A 17242-nucleotide genomic window follows, 5' to 3' on the forward strand; every position below is an offset into this window, starting at 1 on the left:
TTAACTTTGCGGGGTGTGAGTGGTGAAGGTGAGGGTCAGACCGCGGGGGTCTCGGCGAGCTTCTCGCTCTTCTCGCTGTCGGCGAGGGCGGCGAGGAAGCGCTCGGCGTCGAGTGCGGCGGAGCAACCGGTGCCCGCAGCGGTGATCGCCTGACGGTAGGTGTGGTCGACGACGTCACCGGCGCCGAAGACACCGGCGAGGTTGGTCCGGGTCGAGGGGGCGGCCACCTTGAGGTAGCCCTCCTCGTCCAGCTCCAGCTGGCCCTTGAAGAGCTCGGTGCGCGGGTCGTGGCCCACGGCGATGAACAGACCGGTAGCGGCCAGCTCGGTGGTCTCGCCCGTCTTGGTGTTGCGGAGCGTCAGGCCGGAGAGCTTCTGGTCTCCGTGGATCTCGGCCACCTCGCTGTCCCAGGCGAACTTGATCTTCGGGTCGGCGAAGGCACGCTCCTGCATGGCCTTGGAGGCGCGCAGGGAGTCACGGCGGTGGACGATCGTCACGGACTTGGCGAAGCGCGAGAGGAAGGTGGCCTCCTCCATCGCGGTGTCACCGCCGCCGACGACGGCGATGTCCTGGTCCCTGAAGAAGAACCCGTCGCAGGTGGCGCACCAGGAGACTCCGCGGCCGGAGAGCTCGTCCTCCTTGGGGAGACCGAGCTTGCGGTGCTGGGAGCCGGTGGTGACGATGACGGCCTTGGCGCGGTGCACGGTGCCGGCGGTGTCCGTGACGGTCTTGATCTCGCCGGTCAGGTCCACGGCCACGATGTCGTCGGGCACCAGTTCGGCGCCGAAGCGCTCGGCCTGGGCGCGCATGTTGTCCATCAGGTCCGGGCCCATGATGCCGTCACGGAAGCCGGGGAAGTTCTCCACGTCGGTCGTGTTCATCAGAGCGCCACCGGCGGTGACAGCCCCCTCGAAGACCAGCGGCTTCAGCGACGCACGCGCCGTGTAGAGCGCAGCGGTGTAACCCGCGGGCCCGGAGCCGATGATGATCACGTTACGGACGTCGCTCACGGGTTTCTTCCTCGTCTCTGCAGACTGCCTACTGCCTACGGGGCGGTCGTATCGGTGACTCTCACCCCACCCAACGGATCCTACGGGGCAAGCATTCCCGAGAATGCCGCACGGCACGGCTGAGGAGTCAGGAGCGAGGGTAGGTCTGCGTCGACAGAATCTCGGCCTTGGCCGGTCCCGGGTTCTCGGCGCAGGAGGCATCCAGGACGTACGCCTGCACATGCGTGCCCGCGGTGCCCTCGGGCAGGACGAGGAGATAGGCGGGGGTTCCCTGGTATTCGCCCCTCTGGAAGGCGAGCACGGTGTCGGTACGACCGGTGCCGGCCTTGACGCAGTCGGGCAGGGTCTCGTCCGTCCCCCGCTTGGGGGTGTTGCCGCCCTCGGCGCTGAGTGATTCCGGGCTGGTCTTGGGGGCCCTGACGTTGTCCCCCTGGAGCAGCTCCTGGACCTGGGCTTCCACCGGCCGGTCGTTGAACCGGTCGTCGCCGATACTGCTCGCGGCGGTGGAGGTCTTTTTGTCGGCCGATTCACCCCCGGTGAGCGACTGCATTCCTCCCTGGGTGAGGAAGAGCGTCATGCCGAGCGCGGCTGCGCCGAAGACCGCCCCCAGAGCGGCGGCGCGGCGGCGTCGGGCTTTGGAGCGACCAGGGCCTGTGGTGGCCCGGCCCGTGGTGGCGCGAGGGTGTCCGGCGGGCCGATCCGGGGCGGGATCAGACGCCGCCGTGGAGGGCCGGGCGTCGCGCTGATCGCCCGCTGTTTCACGTGAAACATGCGCGCCGATGTCGGGCGTGGTGGCGTCGAGCAGTGCCTCGGCGGCCAGGGCGGCGTCGATACGGCCCGCGATGTCGGCGGGCATACGGGGCGGGCCGGGCAGGGTGCCGAGCAGGCCCCGGATCTCCTCCAGGGAGGTCTGTACGTCCGCGCACAGCGAGCAGCCCTCGATATGCCGACGCACCTCCGCCGTACGGGACGGCGAGAGCAGCCCCTCGGTCAGGTCGGAGATCTCCGATACGTCCGGGTGCTGTGCTGTGTCGGCCCTGCCGGTCGTGGAAGTCACGCGCGCCCACCTCCGCCCTTCACAGCAGCCGGCCCGCTCGGTCCGGTATCCGATGGCCCCGACACCGGTGGGACGGATGTCCCCGGCGTCCGGTTCCTTCCCCGGTCGGGGCCTTCGTTACCCACGGTGTCGGTGCGCAGATGGCTGAGCATGGGGAGCAGCCGGGCGCGCCCGCGCGAACAGCGGCTCTTCACCGTTCCGGTGGGGACGTCCAGGATGCGGGCGGCTTCTGCCACCGGGTAGCCCTGCATGTCCACGAGGACGAGAGCGGCCCGCTGGTCTGCGGGGAGCGTGGCGAGCGCTGCCACCAGTTCCCGGTGGAGGTCCTGGCGCTCGGCCGGGGCCTCGGCAGACTCCGCGGGTTCGAGGAGCTGCTCGAAGCGTGCGGTGTCGTCCATGGGGGAGGTCCTGCGGGATGCGGCCTTACGCACTCGGTCGAGACAGGCGTTCACGGTGATGCGGTGGAGCCAGGTCGTGACGGCCGACTGGCCGCGGAAGGTGTGGGCGGCCCTGAAGGCCGACACCAGGGCGTCCTGGAGGGCGTCAGCGGCCTCCTCGCGGTCGCCCAGCGTCCGCAGCGCCACAGCCCAGAGTCGATCGCGGTGGCGCCGCACGAGCTCACCGAAGGCGTCGGGGTCGCCGGCGACATGGCGCGCCAGGAGTTCCTGGTCGCTGGTGTCGCCGCCTATGGCCTGTTCCAACGGTGAGCCCCCTCCCCCGATGCCGTCAGCTGGTGATCTTGATATCCGTGATCTTGCCGCGGTAGCCGCCGCCGCTGCTGGGCAGGTCGGTCAGCCAGACGAGAACGTAGCGCGTCTTCACGGGCTTGTCGGCCGTGAGTGCGACCTGCGTACCCGAGCCCGAGGCGACGGTCGTGAAGTGCTCGGGTGCCGCCGGCTGGGACGTGGCGTTCTCGGGTGCTGCCCGCAACTGGACGGCGGTCGTGCCCTGGAAGGTGACATCGACCTTCGAGACCTGCTGGACCGTGCCGAGGTCCAGTACGAGGCCCACGCCTTCCTTGAGCCTGCCGAAGTTCGAGTACCCGTAGTAGATGGACGTCTGCCAGGAGGTGGAGGGGTTGCCGTCGAAGGCGTTCTTTATCTCCGACGGGGTCTCGGCGCCGTCGCCCTGGGGGTCGAAGTCCTGGGCTCCGGCGATCGTGACCGGCTTGCCCGTCTCGGGCTCCTTCTCGGCGTCGTCGTTGTTCTGCGGCTGGGTGGTCTGCGGGGTCTCCTTGTTCCTGTCCTGATCGAGGAGACGGTCCGCGATCTGCCAGCTGCCGAGCCCGAGGGCGGCGATGAGCAGCGCCGACACGGCCCACTTCAGAACCCTGCCGGTAGGGCTCTCCAGCGGGGCGGGAGGCGCGATCACGGGCTGGGTCGGCGGGACGCCCGGTCGGGGCTGCGGGCGGCCGTAGGTGCCCTGCTGGTAGGTCGTGCGCTGGTAGTCGGGAGGGGCGGGGAACTCGGGCTCCGGCGGGCGGATGCGGGGCATCGCCGCGACGGCCTTGGCGAGCTCGTCCGGAGTGGTGCAGGGCGGCTCCTGGCGCGAGGCGGTGGCCCCGTCGTTGGCCAGGGCGCGCATCGCGATCTCGGAGAGACCGCGGTGGACCCCTGCCCGCACCTGGTCGGGAGGGAGCAGGCCGACGCCCTTGGGCAAGCCGGAGAGGCCGTAGGCGTCGCTGTCGTACGGCCAGCGCTGGGTCAGCGCCGCGTAGAGCAGGGCGCCGATCGCCTCGGTGTCCGTGCGTTGGGGGCGATCGGCGCTGATGCCCCGCAGCGCGGCGTTCACTGCCAGGCCGCGGATCCGGTACTGACCCGTGGAGCTGCGCAGTACGGCGCTGGGCGTGAGGCGCAGGTGCGCCAGGCCTTCGCGGTGCGCCGCGGCCATGGCCTGCGAGACCTGGCTGACGAGCTGGTAGGCGTCGTGCGGCTCGAGCGGGCCGGCGGCGAGCAGCGCCGTCAGCTCGGTGGAGTCGGGAAGCCACTCGTGCACGACGTACACGAGGTCGTTCTCCTCGACGGCGTCGAGGACCTGGACGAAGCGGGGATCTCCGAGGAGCGCCGAGGAACGGGCCGCCGCGAGGACCGAACGGGCCCGTGGGTGGTCGGCCGGCAGCAGATGCACTCCGACGGCACGCCGAAGTTTCTCGTCGACGGCACGCCAACTGCTGAAACCGTCCAGACGAGTGACGCACTCCTCCAGTCGGTACCGCCTGGCCAACTTGTGGCCGCTGTGCAGCTCGGGAGTCTCGATGGAGGGCTGTTCGCCGTTCTGCCGCTGAGCGGCGTCGTCCTCTACGACCTCGGCGGACTTCTCCACCGTGTCCTGCGCTTCCGCCACCCCGTCGGTCGCGGCCTTCTCCGCCTTGGCGGTCAGCGGGTCGTCACCGCTGTTGTCGGCCACGTCGACGGCAGCCGTGCTACGTTCCGCCACCGTCGTTCCTGCCTCCCCATCCGTTGCGCCACATCCAACAGCCATGCCAATTGTGCCCACAGTCGGCCGCTATGCACGACACGCGGCAGCCGACGATGGTTGTGCGGCAGCTGTCTTCCTATCGTCCCAGGCGTCCACGGACCATACCGACCATGGAGTTCAGCTCCGCGATCCGCATGCGCTTCGCGGCCACGAAGAAGACGCCGAGCAGGACGGCGCCGCCGACGACGAGGGCCACGAGCGAGCCGAAAGCACCCTCGCCGAGAAGCTTCAACAGGCCGAAGCCGACGGCGCCTGCCACGACCGCGGCGGGCAGCGAGGCCAAGCAGAGGCGGGCGTAGGTCCGCATGATGTGGGCGCCGTCCAGGTCGCCGCCCAGCCGGTTGCGCAGCCGCCGCCAGGCGACGCCGACACCGACGGCGTAGGCGAGGCCGTAGGAGGCGGCCATGCCGACGACGGCCCACTGGGCGGGGAGCACGAAGTAACAGGCGGCCGAGGCAGCCGCGTTGACGGCGGCGACGATGACCGTGTTGTAGAACGGCGTCCGGGTGTCCTCGTAGGCGTAGAAGCCGCGCAGGACCACGTACTGGACCGAGTACGGGATGAGGCCGAGGCCGAAGGCCATCAGGATGAATCCCATGCCCTGGGCGGCCTGGACGCCGCTGGAGGCGTAGAGCAGGGTGCACATCGGGACGCCGAGCGCCAGGAAGGCGAAGGCGACCGGGACGATCGCGACGGCGGAGTTCCGCAGGCCCTGCGAGATGTCGTCGCGGACGGCGCCGGGGTCGTCGTCGTGAGCGGCGCGGGAGATGCGGGGCAGCAGGGCGGCCATGACCGAGACGGTGATGATGGCCTGCGGCATGCCCCAGATCAGCTGGGCGTTGGAGTAGGCGAGGAAGCCCGCGCCGTTCTTGCCGGACTCCTCGCCCGCCGCGGTGGCGAGCTGGGTCACGACGAGCACGCCGGCCTGGTTGGCGAGGACGAACAGCACGGTCCACTTGGCGAGCTTGACCGTCTTGCCGAGGCCGTGGCCCTTCCAGTCGAAGCGGGGGCGGAAGCGGAAGCCCGTCTCGCGGAGGTACGGGATCATCGCCAACGCCTGGACGACCAGGCCGAGGAGGGTGCCGATGCCGAGCAGACGGATGCCGTCGTCGGGGATCGTCTGCACGCCCATCTGGGATTCGGCGGAGGTGCCGTAGACCCAGATGAACAGGCCGAACGTGACGATCATGACGATGTTGTTGAGGACCGGCGTCCACATCATCGCGCCGAACTTGCCCCGCGCGTTGAGGATCTGACCCATCACCACATGCACACCCATGAAGAAGATCGTGGGCAGGCAGTAGCGGGCGAAGGTCACGGCGACGCTGTTGGCCGCGGCGTCGTCGGCGATGGTGTTCGACATCAGCCGGATCAGCAGCGGGGCGGCGAAGACGGCGATGACCACGATGGCGCCGAGCGCGACCATGACCAGGGTCAGCAGCCGGTTGGCGTAGGCCTCGCCGCCGTCCTCGTCGTTCTTCATCGAGCGGACGAGCTGCGGCACGAAGACCGAGTTGAGGCCGCCGCCGACGGTGAGGATGTAGATCATCGTCGGCAGGGTGTACGCGATGGTGAAGGTGTCACCGAGCAGGGCGGCGCCCAGCGCTCCGGTGATCACCAGGCTGCGGACGAAGCCGGTGAGCCGGGAAACCAGGGTGCCGGCCGCCATCACCGCACTGGACTTCAGGAGGCCGGAGGCGCGGCCGGACTTCTTCGGTGCGGGAGCGGGCATCGGATTCGGCTCCGGGGCGGGCGGGGGCACCTGGCCGGGCGTCTGCTGATCCCGGTACAGATGGGCGAAGGCGTCCGGCTCGGGCTGCTCGTCGCCGGCCCGCGTCACGAGATCGTCCACCCCGGTGAACTGGACGGTGCGGGCGTCGTCGCCGTACGGCAGATGACGCGAGGGGCCGTCCGGCTCGGGCGCCGGGGTCTGCGCCCATACCCGGGGGTCAGGGGCGTGCTGCGGGGCCGCGGGCTGCTGGTAGAGCGGCTGGGGCTCCTGGTACGTGCCCGGCGGGGGCGGCGGGTGCGCGGCGCGGTCGTAGAGCGCCTCGGTCACCGGGTCCTGCGCCGACAGGTCCTGTGCCTGGAACGGGTCGTGAGCGTACGCGTCCTGGACGTAGGGGTCCTGGGTGTACTGGTTCTGAGCGTACGGGTCCGAGGCGGGCTGCTGCTGCGACGGAGGGCCCGGCGGCCGGCCGGGTCCCGGGGTCGCCGCGGGCGTTCCACCGGACGGCTCGGTGCCGCCCACGCCCTGGCCGCGGTCACCGTCGTACGGCGCGTTCATGGTTACCCCACCTCATCGTCCCCGGCCGACCGGCCACGACATCGCTCAACGGTCCACCTTCTCACCCGCGTCGGACGGGTCGCCGCTTTCGGGACCGGTGTCCGGCGCAGGGTCACTCGGCTGCTCCGGATCGTCGCTCTCCGCAGTCTCCGCTTCGGCGTTCCGTGCCGCCGCGCGCTTGCGCTGGGTGTACATCCGGGCTCCGGCGAGGACGAGGAGCAGCACACCGCCGGCGATGACGAGCATCACGGTCGGAGTGATCTCGGAGACCTTCACGGTGAAGGTCATCTCCTGTCCGTACGGTGTGCCGTCCTTGGTGAACAGCTGGGCCGTCATCGGCACCGGACCGTTGGCGTTGGCCGAGGCGGTGAACTTCACCGACTGGCTGTGCCCAGCGGCGATCTTGACCGGGAGCTCGGCGACGGCGTCGCCGCCGTTGAGCTTCAGTCGGGTCTTGTTGCCGGAGGTCAGCCTCAGGACGAGATCGTCCACGCCCTGAAGCAGCTTGTTCTGGACGGTCACCGGGATGGTGGCGCTGCGGCCGGAGAGCGTGAGGTCCGACTTGTCGACGAGCTGTACCTCGCGCGTGAGGCTCTCGAGGTACTGGTGCACCGTGATCCGGTACAGCGAGGCGGAGGCGGCCTGGCCGCGCCAGGAGGTGGACATCTCGCGGCTGATGGCGTTGCCGAACGGCGTCACCACGCGGTCGGGCAGGGTGAGGATGACCTTGAAGTCGTCCAGGTCGGCACGGGTGCTCTTCATGTCGCGGAAGGCCTCGACCGGGAGCTCCTGCTTGCGCAGCGCACGGGGGTAGCGGGAGGCGCCCGGCACCTTGGTGGCGGCGTCGGGGTCCGGCTTCACGGCTGAGGCAGCGATGAGGTCGAGGGGCTGCGTCCAGCGCTGGGCCGTCAGGCCGCGCAGTGCGGTCGCCATGCTCTGTGCCTGCGAGGTGGTCGGAATCCGCTGGGGAGCGACCACGATGCTGCGCTGCTGCTCGGGCTGTTCCAGGGTGACCGCGAGCGTCTGGGCGAGGAACTCCTGGACGGCGAGGGTCGAGTTCCCTGCGGGGAGCAAGTCGCCCTCGAAGGCCGTCGAGAGGGAGGCGTCGCTCACGACGGCGGTGGTACCGCCCCCGATGGGGCGGGCCGCCGTCGGCGTGTACGAGAGGTCGTCCCGGAAGCTGTCGCTGCGGGCGATCACCTTGTGGGCGCCCGCCGAGGTGGCCACATCCATGATCGAGGGGTCGACGGCCCCGTTCACGGGCCACGAGAAGTCGGTGGACGGCTTCACATGGAGGATGGTCTCCACGGTCGTCCCGGCCAGCTCGGTCGCCGGTTGGAGGTGGCTCAGCGAGCCGGGGACGTCCTTGCCGCGGTGGGCGAGGGAGGCGATGTCCGGGTCCGCGAACGGCAGGGCGACGACCTTGCGGCCCACCACGGCCTTCTGCAGCGAGTCCAGCCACCGCTCGGCGACGGCCTGCTTCGTGCCCGGCACCGTGCCCGTGCCGTCCTTCACCTGGTAGCTCCGCGTCATGGCGTCGACGGTGGCCAGCAGGTCCGGGTCGATGACCCAGGTGACGGGAAGCTCCTTGCCCAGCGTCACCATCTGGTCCAGCCGTCCGCCGGGGGCGAGCTCGGCGGCCAGGTCGTCGTTCTCGAAGACCGGCGTCTGCTGGTCGTCGGAGCCGGTCTCGGCGGAGACGTGAGCCGAGGAGATCAGTGGCCAGAGGTAGGTGAGCTGGGTCTTCTTCTCCGCCGCCTCGGGCTGGTACGGCAGGAAGGTGCGCTCGATCCCGAGGACGCGCTTCCCGGGCTGGGAGGCGGTCTGGCCCGAGAGGGAGACACCCAGCTGGTAGACGCCCTCGTCCTCGAGCCCGAGCTTGTCGACCGGGACGGAGAGCGTGAAGTCCTTGCTGAGTCCGGCCGCGAGGCTGGGGATCTTGACCGTGTACCGGCCGCCGAGCGGGGCGGGGTCACTGCCGGCCCGGAAACCGGTACGGCCCGAGATCTGCTCGATCTGGCTCCGGCTCGTCATCCGGGGGCCGACCCTGACGTCCACCGTGGCATCGGTCACGGTCTGCTTGCCGTTGTTGGTCACCGTCCCGGAGACCGTGACGGTGTCGCCCTCCACCGGCGCGCTCGGCTTGAGCGTGTCGAGAGACACATCGACGGTGCGTGAGCCGGTGGCGTCCTCAGCGGTCACGACCGACGGTTCCATGGCGGTCGCGGCGACGGCCGGCGGTGCCACCGCGCCCTGCAGGAGCCCGGCGAGGAGGGGCGCACCGGCGAGGAGGGACGCCGTGCGCCGCAGCCACCGACGGGCAGGTGAGGGATGGGTCCCCTGGATGTCTGCCGCCTCGGCCACGCGTTCGCCCGTCCTCGTCGTAATCAGTGGTGCAGGTGGTTCCCCATTGCTGTGTCCACGCATGGTAACGAGGCACGCTGGGAGCAAGTGCCGGGGACTGCTCCAGCCGATCTCGACCGGATCGCCGGACCCCCGGGAAAACGGGGACGTCGGCGGGGGCCGGGGCACGTACCCTTTTCTGTTGTGCCGAACGCCAACGAAGACACCCCGACTGCACTGAGCCAGGTGCAACGCCGCGCGGTCAGCGAACTACTGCGCGTGTCCCCTGTCGCCGACGACCTCGCCGTCCGTTTCCAGGATGCAGGTTTCAGCCTCGCGCTGGTCGGCGGCTCGGTGCGGGACGCGTTGCTCGGGCGGCTCGGCAACGATCTCGACTTCACCACCGACGCCCGACCCGAGGACGTCCTGAAGATCGTCCGCCCGTGGGCCGACGCGGTCTGGGAGGTCGGGATCGCCTTCGGCACGGTCGGCTGCCAGAAGAGCGGCTACCAGATCGAGGTGACGACGTACCGCTCCGAGGCGTACGACCGCACCTCGCGCAAGCCCGAGGTCTCCTACGGCGACTCCATCGAGGAGGACCTCGTCCGGCGTGACTTCACCGTCAACGCCATGGCCGTGGCCCTGCCGGAGAAGGAGTTCGTCGACCCGTACGGCGGCCTCGACGACCTTGCCGCGCGGGTGCTGCGCACTCCTGGCACCCCGGAGGAGTCGTTCTCCGACGATCCGCTGCGGATGATGCGCGCGGCGCGCTTCGCCGCCCAGCTCGACTTCGAGGTCGCCCCCGAGGTCGTCACGGCGATGACGGAGATGGCCGGCCGTCTGGAGATCGTCTCCGCGGAACGGGTCCGGGAGGAGCTCAACAAGCTCTTGCTCGCCGCTCACCCCCGCAAGGGGCTCGGTCTGCTCGTCGACACGGGTCTGGCCGCCCATGTGCTGCCGGAGCTGCCGGCGCTGCGGCTCGAGAGTGACGAGCACCACCGGCACAAGGACGTCTACGAGCACTCCCTGACCGTTCTCGACCAGGCGATCGACCTGGAGGAGGACGGTCCGGACCTCGTGCTGCGTCTCGCCGCGCTGCTGCACGACATCGGCAAGCCCCGCACCCGGCGCTTCGAGAAGGACGGTCGGGTCTCGTTCCACCACCACGAGGTGGTCGGGGCGAAGATGACCAAGAAGCGCATGACGGCGCTGAAGTACTCGAACGAGATGATCAAGGACGTTTCGCGCCTGGTGGAGCTGCACCTGCGCTTCCACGGATACGGAACGGGCGAGTGGACCGACTCCGCCGTCCGCCGTTATGTGCGCGACGCGGGGCCTCTGCTCTCGCGGCTGCACAAGCTGACGCGCTCGGACTGCACGACGCGGAACAAGCGCAAGGCCGGCGCCCTCTCGCGTGCCTACGACGGGCTGGAAGAGCGGATCGCTCAGCTCCAGGAGCAGGAGGAGCTGGACGCGATCCGTCCCGACCTGGACGGCAACCAGATCCAGGAGACCCTCGGCATCCGTCCCGGCCCGGCCGTCGGGCAGGCGTACAAGTTCCTGCTGGAGCTGCGTCTGGAGAACGGGCCGATGGAGCATGAGGCTGCTGTCGCGGCGCTCAAGGAGTGGTGGGCGGCTCAGGGCTGAGCCGACGCGATCGATGTTTCACGTGAAACATCGACGCGCGGCATCGACGGAGGGGTGATGTTTCACGTGAAACATCACCCCTCCTTCCGTCGGTTCCACAGCATCAAGGCGATCGACGCATAGACGGCGGCGACCATCAGTACGACAGGGACGGACCGGCCGTCGGGCGGCAGCATCAGCGCCGCGACCGCTGCCGCACCTACGAAAGCGACGTTGAAGAGCGTGTCGTAGAGGGCGAAGACCCGCCCGCGGTAGGCGTCGTCCACGGATGTCTGGACGACGGTGTCCGTCGCGATCTTGGTGCCCTGGGTGACCAGCCCCAGGAGGAAGGCCGCGATCATCAGCGGGGTCTGTGCGAAGGGCATCCCCAGCGCCGGCTCCAGGACGGCCGCTGAGCCCGAGCACACGATCATCCAGCCGAAGGGACCGAACCTCCCGATCGCCCAGGGCGAGATGACGGCGGCCGCGAAGAACCCGGCCCCGGAGAACGCCACGGCCAGACCGAGCAGCGCGAGCCCTTCCGACTCCGTGGAGCTCCAGGCGTAGCGGCAGAGCATCAGCACGGTCACCGTGAGGGCGCCGTAGCAGAAGCGCATCAGGGTCACCGCGGCCAGTGCGCGGGCCGCGGGCCGCCGCTCGGCCAGATGGCGCAGTCCTGCCACCAGTCCATGGGCCGTCGACGCCAGCGCGGCACGGAGCCGGGGCTGGACGAGGTCCGGGTCGGGGCCGAGGAGTTCCCGGGGCATCCGCAGGGAGGCGAGGGCGGAGCAGAGATAGAGGAGGGCGCCGAGCACCACGACGGCTGCGTCGGAGTCCTCGGACAGGATGCGCACTCCGAAGGCCAGTCCGCCTCCCGCGGTCGCGGCCACGGTACCGGCGGTCGGGGAGAGGGAGTTGGCGACGACCAGCCGCTCGTCGTCGACGACCCGTGGCAGTGCGGCCGAGAGACCGGCGAGGACGAAGCGGTTGACGGCCGTCACCGACAACGCGGAGGCGTAGAAGAGCCAGTCGGGCACGGAGGCGAGCATCAGCACCGCCGTACCGCAGGCGAGGAGGGTCCTCAGCAGGTTTCCGTAGAGGAAGACCTGGCGTCGCTGCCAGCGGTCCAGGAGTACGCCCGCGAAGGGCCCGACGAGGGAGTACGGGAGGAGCAGCACGGCCATGGCGGAGGCGATGGCCGCGGGAGAGGTCTCCTTCTCGGGCGAGAACACGACGTACGTGGCCAGTGCCACCTGGTAGACGCCGTCGGCGCACTGGGAGAGCAGACGGACGGCGAGAAGGCGGCGGAAGTTCTTCAGGCGCAGGAGTACGCGCAGATCACGTACGACGGGCATGGCAGCAAGACTCACATACGAAGAGGGCCCCCGGGTGAAACACCGGGGACCCTCGATCGACGAAGTGGATCAGCGCCTCAGCGCTCGACCTCGCCCTTGATGAACTTCTCGACGTTGGCGAACGCCTCGTCGTCGAAGTACTGCACCGGCGGGGACTTCATGAAGTACGAAGAGGCGGAGAGGATCGGGCCACCGATGCCCCGGTCCTTGGCGATCTTCGCGGCGCGCAGCGCGTCGATGATGACACCGGCCGAGTTCGGGGAGTCCCACACCTCGAGCTTGTACTCCAGGTTCAGCGGAACGTCACCGAAGGCGCGACCCTCGAGGCGGACGTACGCCCACTTGCGGTCGTCCAGCCAGGCCACGTAGTCCGACGGGCCGATGTGGACGTTCTTCTCGCCCAGCTCGCGGTCGGGGATCTGCGAGGTGACGGCCTGGGTCTTCGAGATCTTCTTCGACTCGAGGCGGTCGCGCTCGAGCATGTTCTTGAAGTCCATGTTGCCGCCGACGTTGAGCTGCATGGTGCGCTCAAGACGGACACCGCGGTCCTCGAACAGCTTCGCCATCACGCGGTGCGTGATGGTGGCGCCGACCTGGGACTTGATGTCGTCACCGACGATCGGGACACCGGCCTCGGTGAACTTGTCGGCCCACTCCTTGGTGCCGGCGATGAAGACCGGGAGGGCGTTGACGAAGGCGACCTTGGCGTCGATGGCGCACTGCGCGTAGAACTTCGCCGCTTCCTCGGAGCCCACGGGCAGGTAGCAGACGAGCACGTCGACCTGCTTGTCCTTGAGGACCTGGACGACGTCCACGGGAGCCTCGGCGGACTCCTCGATGGTCATGCGGTAGTACTTGCCGAGACCGTCGAAGGTGTGGCCGCGCTGGACCGTGACGCCCGAGTTCGGGACGTCGCAGATCTTGATGGTGTTGTTCTCGCTGGCGCCGATGGCGTCGGAGAGGTCGAGGCCGACCTTCTTCGCGTCGACGTCGAAGGCGGCGACGAACTCCACGTCACCGACGTGGTAGTCGCCGAACTGGACGTGCATCAGGCCGGGCACCTTGGACGCCGGGTCGGCGTCCTTGTAGTACTCGACGCCCTGTACCAGCGAGGCGGCGCAGTTGCCCACGCCGACGATGGCTACGCGAACCGAACCCATTCCGGTTGCTCCCTGTGTGATCGTGGAAGCCCTGCGGGATGCAGGGATTCACTTGGCGGTGTCGTCGGACGGATCCGGCCGGGTACTGCCCCCGTGCCGGGGCAGGCCGCCCGTTTCTCCAGAATCGTTGTCCTGCTGAGCGGCGCCCTCGGGGGCGTCGGGACCGGATCGCTGATCCCGCCCCGCCCGCTCGCTCTCGATGAGCTCGTTCAGCCAGCGCACTTCGCGCTCCACGGACTCCATTCCGTGGCGCTGCAGCTCAAGTGTGTAGTCGTCGAGGCGCTCGCGTGTGCGGGCCAGAGAGGCGCGCATCTTCTCCAGACGCTCCTCCAGCCGGCTGCGGCGGCCTTCCAGTACGCGCATCCGCACCTCGCGCTCGGTCTGGCCGAAGAAGGCGAAGCGGGCGGCGAAGTGCTCGTCCTCCCAGGTGTCCGGGCCGGTGTGGGAGAGGAGCTCCTCGAAGTGCTCCTTACCTTCGGCCGTCAACCGGTAGACGATCTTGGCGCGGCGTCCTGCGAGTGACGCGGCCAGGGCGTCTTCGGGAGCGCTGCCCGGCTCCTCGATCAACCAGCCGTTGGCGACCAGCGTCTTGAGGCAGGGATAGAGGGTCCCGTAGCTGAAGGCCCGGAAGATGCCCAGCGAGGTGTTGAGCCGCTTGCGCAGCTCGTACCCGTGCATGGGCGCCTCGCGGAGCAGGCCGAGAACGGCGAATTCGAGGATTCCCGAGCGCCTGCTCATTCGTCCCCTCCTCCGCTGTCGGGTGCCCTTATGCCGTACTGATGTATCGACTCGATACATCACGACGATAGAACGGCCATCCTGCTGCGACAAGTGGGGCCACGGTGACCGGCGTCACATCGTCAATTCACAGCAATCGACTTGCCTGATTTGGGGTGAACTTCGGCTCTAGGAGGGTTTTGGCCGTGCGTAGTCTGTCCGGCATGCAGACCACCGGGAACCGAGCGACGCCGCAGTGCGTCAGTGATCGGGGTGACCGGCTGCGGTACGGGAGGGCTTCTGGTGAAGCTCGGCCGTGCGCATTTCGGGGGGACCGGAACTCAACTGCCGCTTCCAGGCGTACGCGCCTGCCCGAGGAGTAGTCGTTCGATGAGCGAGCATCGTCGCAAAATGCCGCAGTCGCAGCCGCCGAGTGGCGGCCGCGCGGCGGCCCGGCGCGCCGCCCAGCAGCCCCAGGGCCGCCGGTCGGCCCAGGGACGGGATGTCAGCACCGGCTCCCCTTCGTCTGGGTACGGAGAGGAGACCACCTACGGTGGACGGGCCGAGGCTCGTCGTGCCGCGCAGCGCGGAGGCCGTCGGCGTGCGCCCGACGGCGGCGCGGGCGGCGGCCATGGTGGTGGCCGGCGCGGCGGTGGAGGCGGCGGACAGGGCGGTGGCCCGGGCCGTGGCCGTGGGGGCGGTCGCCCTCCGGGCAGGAAGCGCCTGATCGACTACCCGCGGTACGACAAGTACGGCTGGCGCCGCTGGGTGCCCTCCTGGAAGCTCGTCTCAGGCCTCTGCCTGGCCTTCCTCGGCCTGGTGATGGGCGCGGCGACGATCGCGTACTCCCAGGTGGGGATCCCCAAGGAGGCTCTGGCCGCCAAGGCGCAGAACAACGTCTACTACTGGTCCGACGGCTCGCAGATGGCCGCGACCGGTGGTGAGGTCAACCGACAGATCATCGGGATCGACCAGATCCCGAAGGACATGCAGAACGCGGTGATCTCGGCCGAGAACAAGACGTTCCGAAGCGACTCCGGCGTCGACCCGATGGGCATCGGCCGCGCCGTCTGGAACATGGCCAAGGGCGGCGAGACGCAGGGCGGCTCGACCATCACCCAGCAGTACGTGAAGAACAACCTGCTCAACGACCAGTCGCAGACCCTGTCTCGCAAGGTCAAGGAGCTCTTCATCTCCATCAAGGTCGGCGCCGAGATGGAGAAGCCCGAGATCATGGCGGGCTACCTGAACACCGCGTACTACGGGCGTGGCGCCTACGGCATCCAGGCGGCGGCCCGGACGTACTTCGGCAAGGACGCCAAGCACCTCAACGCGAGCGAGTGCGCGTTCCTCGCCTCGCTCCTCAAGGGCGCGACGTACTACGACCCCGCCGGCTCCACCGAGATCGATCCCCAGGCGACGCCGCAGGCGAACCTGAAGCGGGCCACGGACCGCTGGTCGTGGATCCTCGACGAGATGGTCAAGGACCAGCACATCACCGCGGCGGACCGGGCGAAGTACCCGGCCTTCCCCAAGGTGCAGCCGCCGAAGAAGAACGCCCAGCTGACCGGTCAGGTCGGCTACCTGGTGAGCACGGCCAAGGCCAACTTCATCAACAACCATCCGGGGATGGACGAGAAGAAGCTCGCCGGGGGTGGATACGAGATCTACACGACCTTCGACAAGAAGAAGGTCAAGGCTCTCGAGGACTCCATCAAGAAGGTCTACGACGAGCACATCGACCCGAAGAAGCGGCCGAAGGAGGACACTCACGTCCAGTTCGGCGGTGCCTCGGTCGACCCGAAGACCGGTGAGATCGTCGCCCTCTACGGCGGTACCGACGCCACCAAGCACTTCACCAACAACGCCGACCAGACCGGTGCTCAGGTCGGATCGACGTTCAAGCCGTTCGTGCTGGCCGCGGCCATGGAGTACGGCGTCCGCGACCCCGACGAGGGCAAGGTCCAGGACGCGACGACCCGCACGATCGTCGACCCGAACAAGAGCCGCTACAACGGCAAGAACAAGCTCCGGATCAAGAACTACGACGGCACGGTCTGGCACAACGAGAAGGGCGAGGAGTGGCTGCAGGTCAACGACGATGACGCCAGCTACGGCCCGATGAGCCTGCGCGAGGCGATGATCCGCTCCGCCAACTCGCCCTATGTGCAGCTCGGCATGGACGTCGGCATCGACGAGGTCCGCAAGACGGCCGTCAGGGCCGGTCTGCGGGAAGGCTCGCTGGTCAAGGCCAACGTGCCGTCGTTCTCCCTCGGTATCTCCGACCCGAGCGCCATCCGCATGGCCGGCGCGTACGCGACCTTCGCGAACAACGGCGAGCGCAACGACCCGTTCTCCGTGAAGGAGGTGAAGGAGAAGGGTCAGGTCATCTACAAGCACGAGTCGAAGACCGAGCGGGCCTTCTCCTCGGCGGTCGCCAGCAACGTGACCGATGTCCTGCGCGACGTCGTCGAGAACCCGAAGGGCACCGGCCGCAAGGCCGCGATCCCGGGCCGGGACGTGGCCGGCAAGACCGGTACCACCGACGGCAACAACTCGGCCTGGTTCGTCGGCTACACCCCGAACCTGTCCACCGCGATCGACATGTACCGCTTCGACGACGACGAGAGCAAGGAAGGCCGTAAGTTCCTCTCGATGTTCGGTACGGGCGCCCAGCCCAAGATCCACGGTTCGTCCTTCCCCTCGCAGATCTGGAAGGACTACATGACCGACGCCCTGAAGGGCATGAAGGTCGAGTCGTTCCCGGAGCCGGAGGACCTGGACGCGGAGGCCGTCTTCGGCGGTGGCGCCGCCAGCCCCACCCCGACGCCGACCGAGACCCCGTCGCAGTCGCCGTCCGCGACCATCACCCCCTCGCAGACGCCGTCGCAGACGCCCAGCAAGTCGCCCGGCCCGGACAAGACCTGTGACGTCTGGGACTGGCCGTGCGAGGACAACGGCGGCCAGAACGGCGGCCAGGACGGCGGCCAGGACGGCGGAGCGACGGGTACACCGACGGCCCCGACGACTCCGACGTCACCGACACCGACGGACACCAGCAAACCCGGCAGGGCCAGCGGCGGAAGCGGCTGGCTGGGCGGCTGACAGCCCGCCCACCGGGCACTGTCCGGTAGCGCCCCGAGGGCCGCGGTACCCGGCACGTACGCACACGTACGTCGCCCGGTACGGCGGCCCTCACCGTTTCCCGG

General features: G+C 69.1%; 12 protein-coding genes. 3 read left to right on the forward strand and 9 right to left on the reverse strand.

The window, feature by feature from the left end; genetic code table 11:
• Positions 1–35: 35 nt before the first annotated feature.
• From trxB to ACZ3IJ_RS14310, 6 genes are all read right to left on the reverse strand, one after another.
• Entirely contained in the window at positions 36–1010 is a 975-nt protein-coding gene (gene trxB, locus ACZ3IJ_RS14285) for a thioredoxin-disulfide reductase (protein ID WP_467468018.1), read from the reverse strand.
• 127 nt (positions 1011–1137) lie between these two features.
• Complete coding sequence (locus ACZ3IJ_RS14290; RefSeq protein WP_467468019.1) at positions 1138–2067, reverse strand: anti-sigma factor; 930 nt, start codon at positions 2065–2067, stop codon at positions 1138–1140.
• The gene (gene sigM, locus ACZ3IJ_RS14295; protein WP_467468021.1) at positions 2064–2768 is read right to left on the reverse strand and encodes an RNA polymerase sigma factor SigM; all 705 of its coding nucleotides are present in this window, start codon (positions 2766–2768) and stop codon (positions 2064–2066) included. The genes ACZ3IJ_RS14290 and sigM overlap by 4 nt, the downstream gene beginning before the upstream one ends.
• Positions 2769–2793: 25 nt before the next feature.
• Positions 2794–4503, reverse strand: coding sequence for a protein kinase family protein (locus tag ACZ3IJ_RS14300; RefSeq protein ID WP_467468023.1), 1710 nt, complete (start codon positions 4501–4503; stop codon positions 2794–2796).
• Between the two features lie 118 nt (positions 4504–4621).
• Complete coding sequence (gene murJ, locus ACZ3IJ_RS14305; RefSeq protein WP_467468024.1) at positions 4622–6832, reverse strand: murein biosynthesis integral membrane protein MurJ; 2211 nt, start codon at positions 6830–6832, stop codon at positions 4622–4624.
• A gap of 45 nt (positions 6833–6877) precedes the next feature.
• On the reverse strand, positions 6878–9196 hold the full coding sequence (locus ACZ3IJ_RS14310) for a DUF6049 family protein (RefSeq protein WP_467468026.1): 2319 nt from the start codon (positions 9194–9196) through the stop codon (positions 6878–6880).
• Positions 9197–9379: 183 nt separating this feature from the next.
• Here ACZ3IJ_RS14310 and ACZ3IJ_RS14315 point away from each other — a divergent pair, with 183 nt between their 5' ends.
• Positions 9380–10822, forward strand: coding sequence for a CCA tRNA nucleotidyltransferase (locus ACZ3IJ_RS14315; protein ID WP_467468027.1), 1443 nt, complete (start codon positions 9380–9382; stop codon positions 10820–10822).
• A 74-nt stretch (positions 10823–10896) separates the two neighbouring features.
• Here ACZ3IJ_RS14315 and ACZ3IJ_RS14320 read toward each other — a convergent pair whose 3' ends face one another.
• The 3 genes from ACZ3IJ_RS14320 to ACZ3IJ_RS14330 form a co-directional block, all read right to left on the reverse strand.
• The gene (locus ACZ3IJ_RS14320; protein ID WP_467468029.1) at positions 10897–12156 is read right to left on the reverse strand and encodes an MFS transporter; all 1260 of its coding nucleotides are present in this window, start codon (positions 12154–12156) and stop codon (positions 10897–10899) included.
• A 77-nt stretch (positions 12157–12233) separates the two neighbouring features.
• Positions 12234–13316 carry an inositol-3-phosphate synthase gene (locus ACZ3IJ_RS14325; RefSeq protein ID WP_391800044.1) on the reverse strand — a complete coding sequence of 361 codons (1083 nt, stop codon included), beginning with the start codon at positions 13314–13316 and terminating at the stop codon, positions 12234–12236.
• 48 nt (positions 13317–13364) lie between these two features.
• Positions 13365–14054 carry a PadR family transcriptional regulator gene (locus tag ACZ3IJ_RS14330; RefSeq protein ID WP_356887272.1) on the reverse strand — a complete coding sequence of 230 codons (690 nt, stop codon included), beginning with the start codon at positions 14052–14054 and terminating at the stop codon, positions 13365–13367.
• Positions 14055–14586: 532 nt separating this feature from the next.
• Between ACZ3IJ_RS14330 and ACZ3IJ_RS14335 the strand changes: the two genes are divergently transcribed.
• Together ACZ3IJ_RS14335 and ACZ3IJ_RS14340 are read left to right on the forward strand one after the other, a co-directional pair.
• Positions 14587–14760: a hypothetical protein gene (locus tag ACZ3IJ_RS14335; RefSeq protein WP_467468434.1), complete on the forward strand. Its 174-nt coding sequence runs from the start codon at positions 14587–14589 to the stop codon at positions 14758–14760.
• Complete coding sequence (locus ACZ3IJ_RS14340) at positions 14757–17138, forward strand: transglycosylase domain-containing protein (protein WP_467468406.1); 2382 nt, start codon at positions 14757–14759, stop codon at positions 17136–17138. Before ACZ3IJ_RS14335 ends, ACZ3IJ_RS14340 begins: the two co-directional genes overlap by 4 nt.
• Positions 17139–17242 lie beyond the last annotated feature (104 nt).

It is taken from the genome of Streptomyces sp. NPDC013317 (assembly GCF_055563155.1).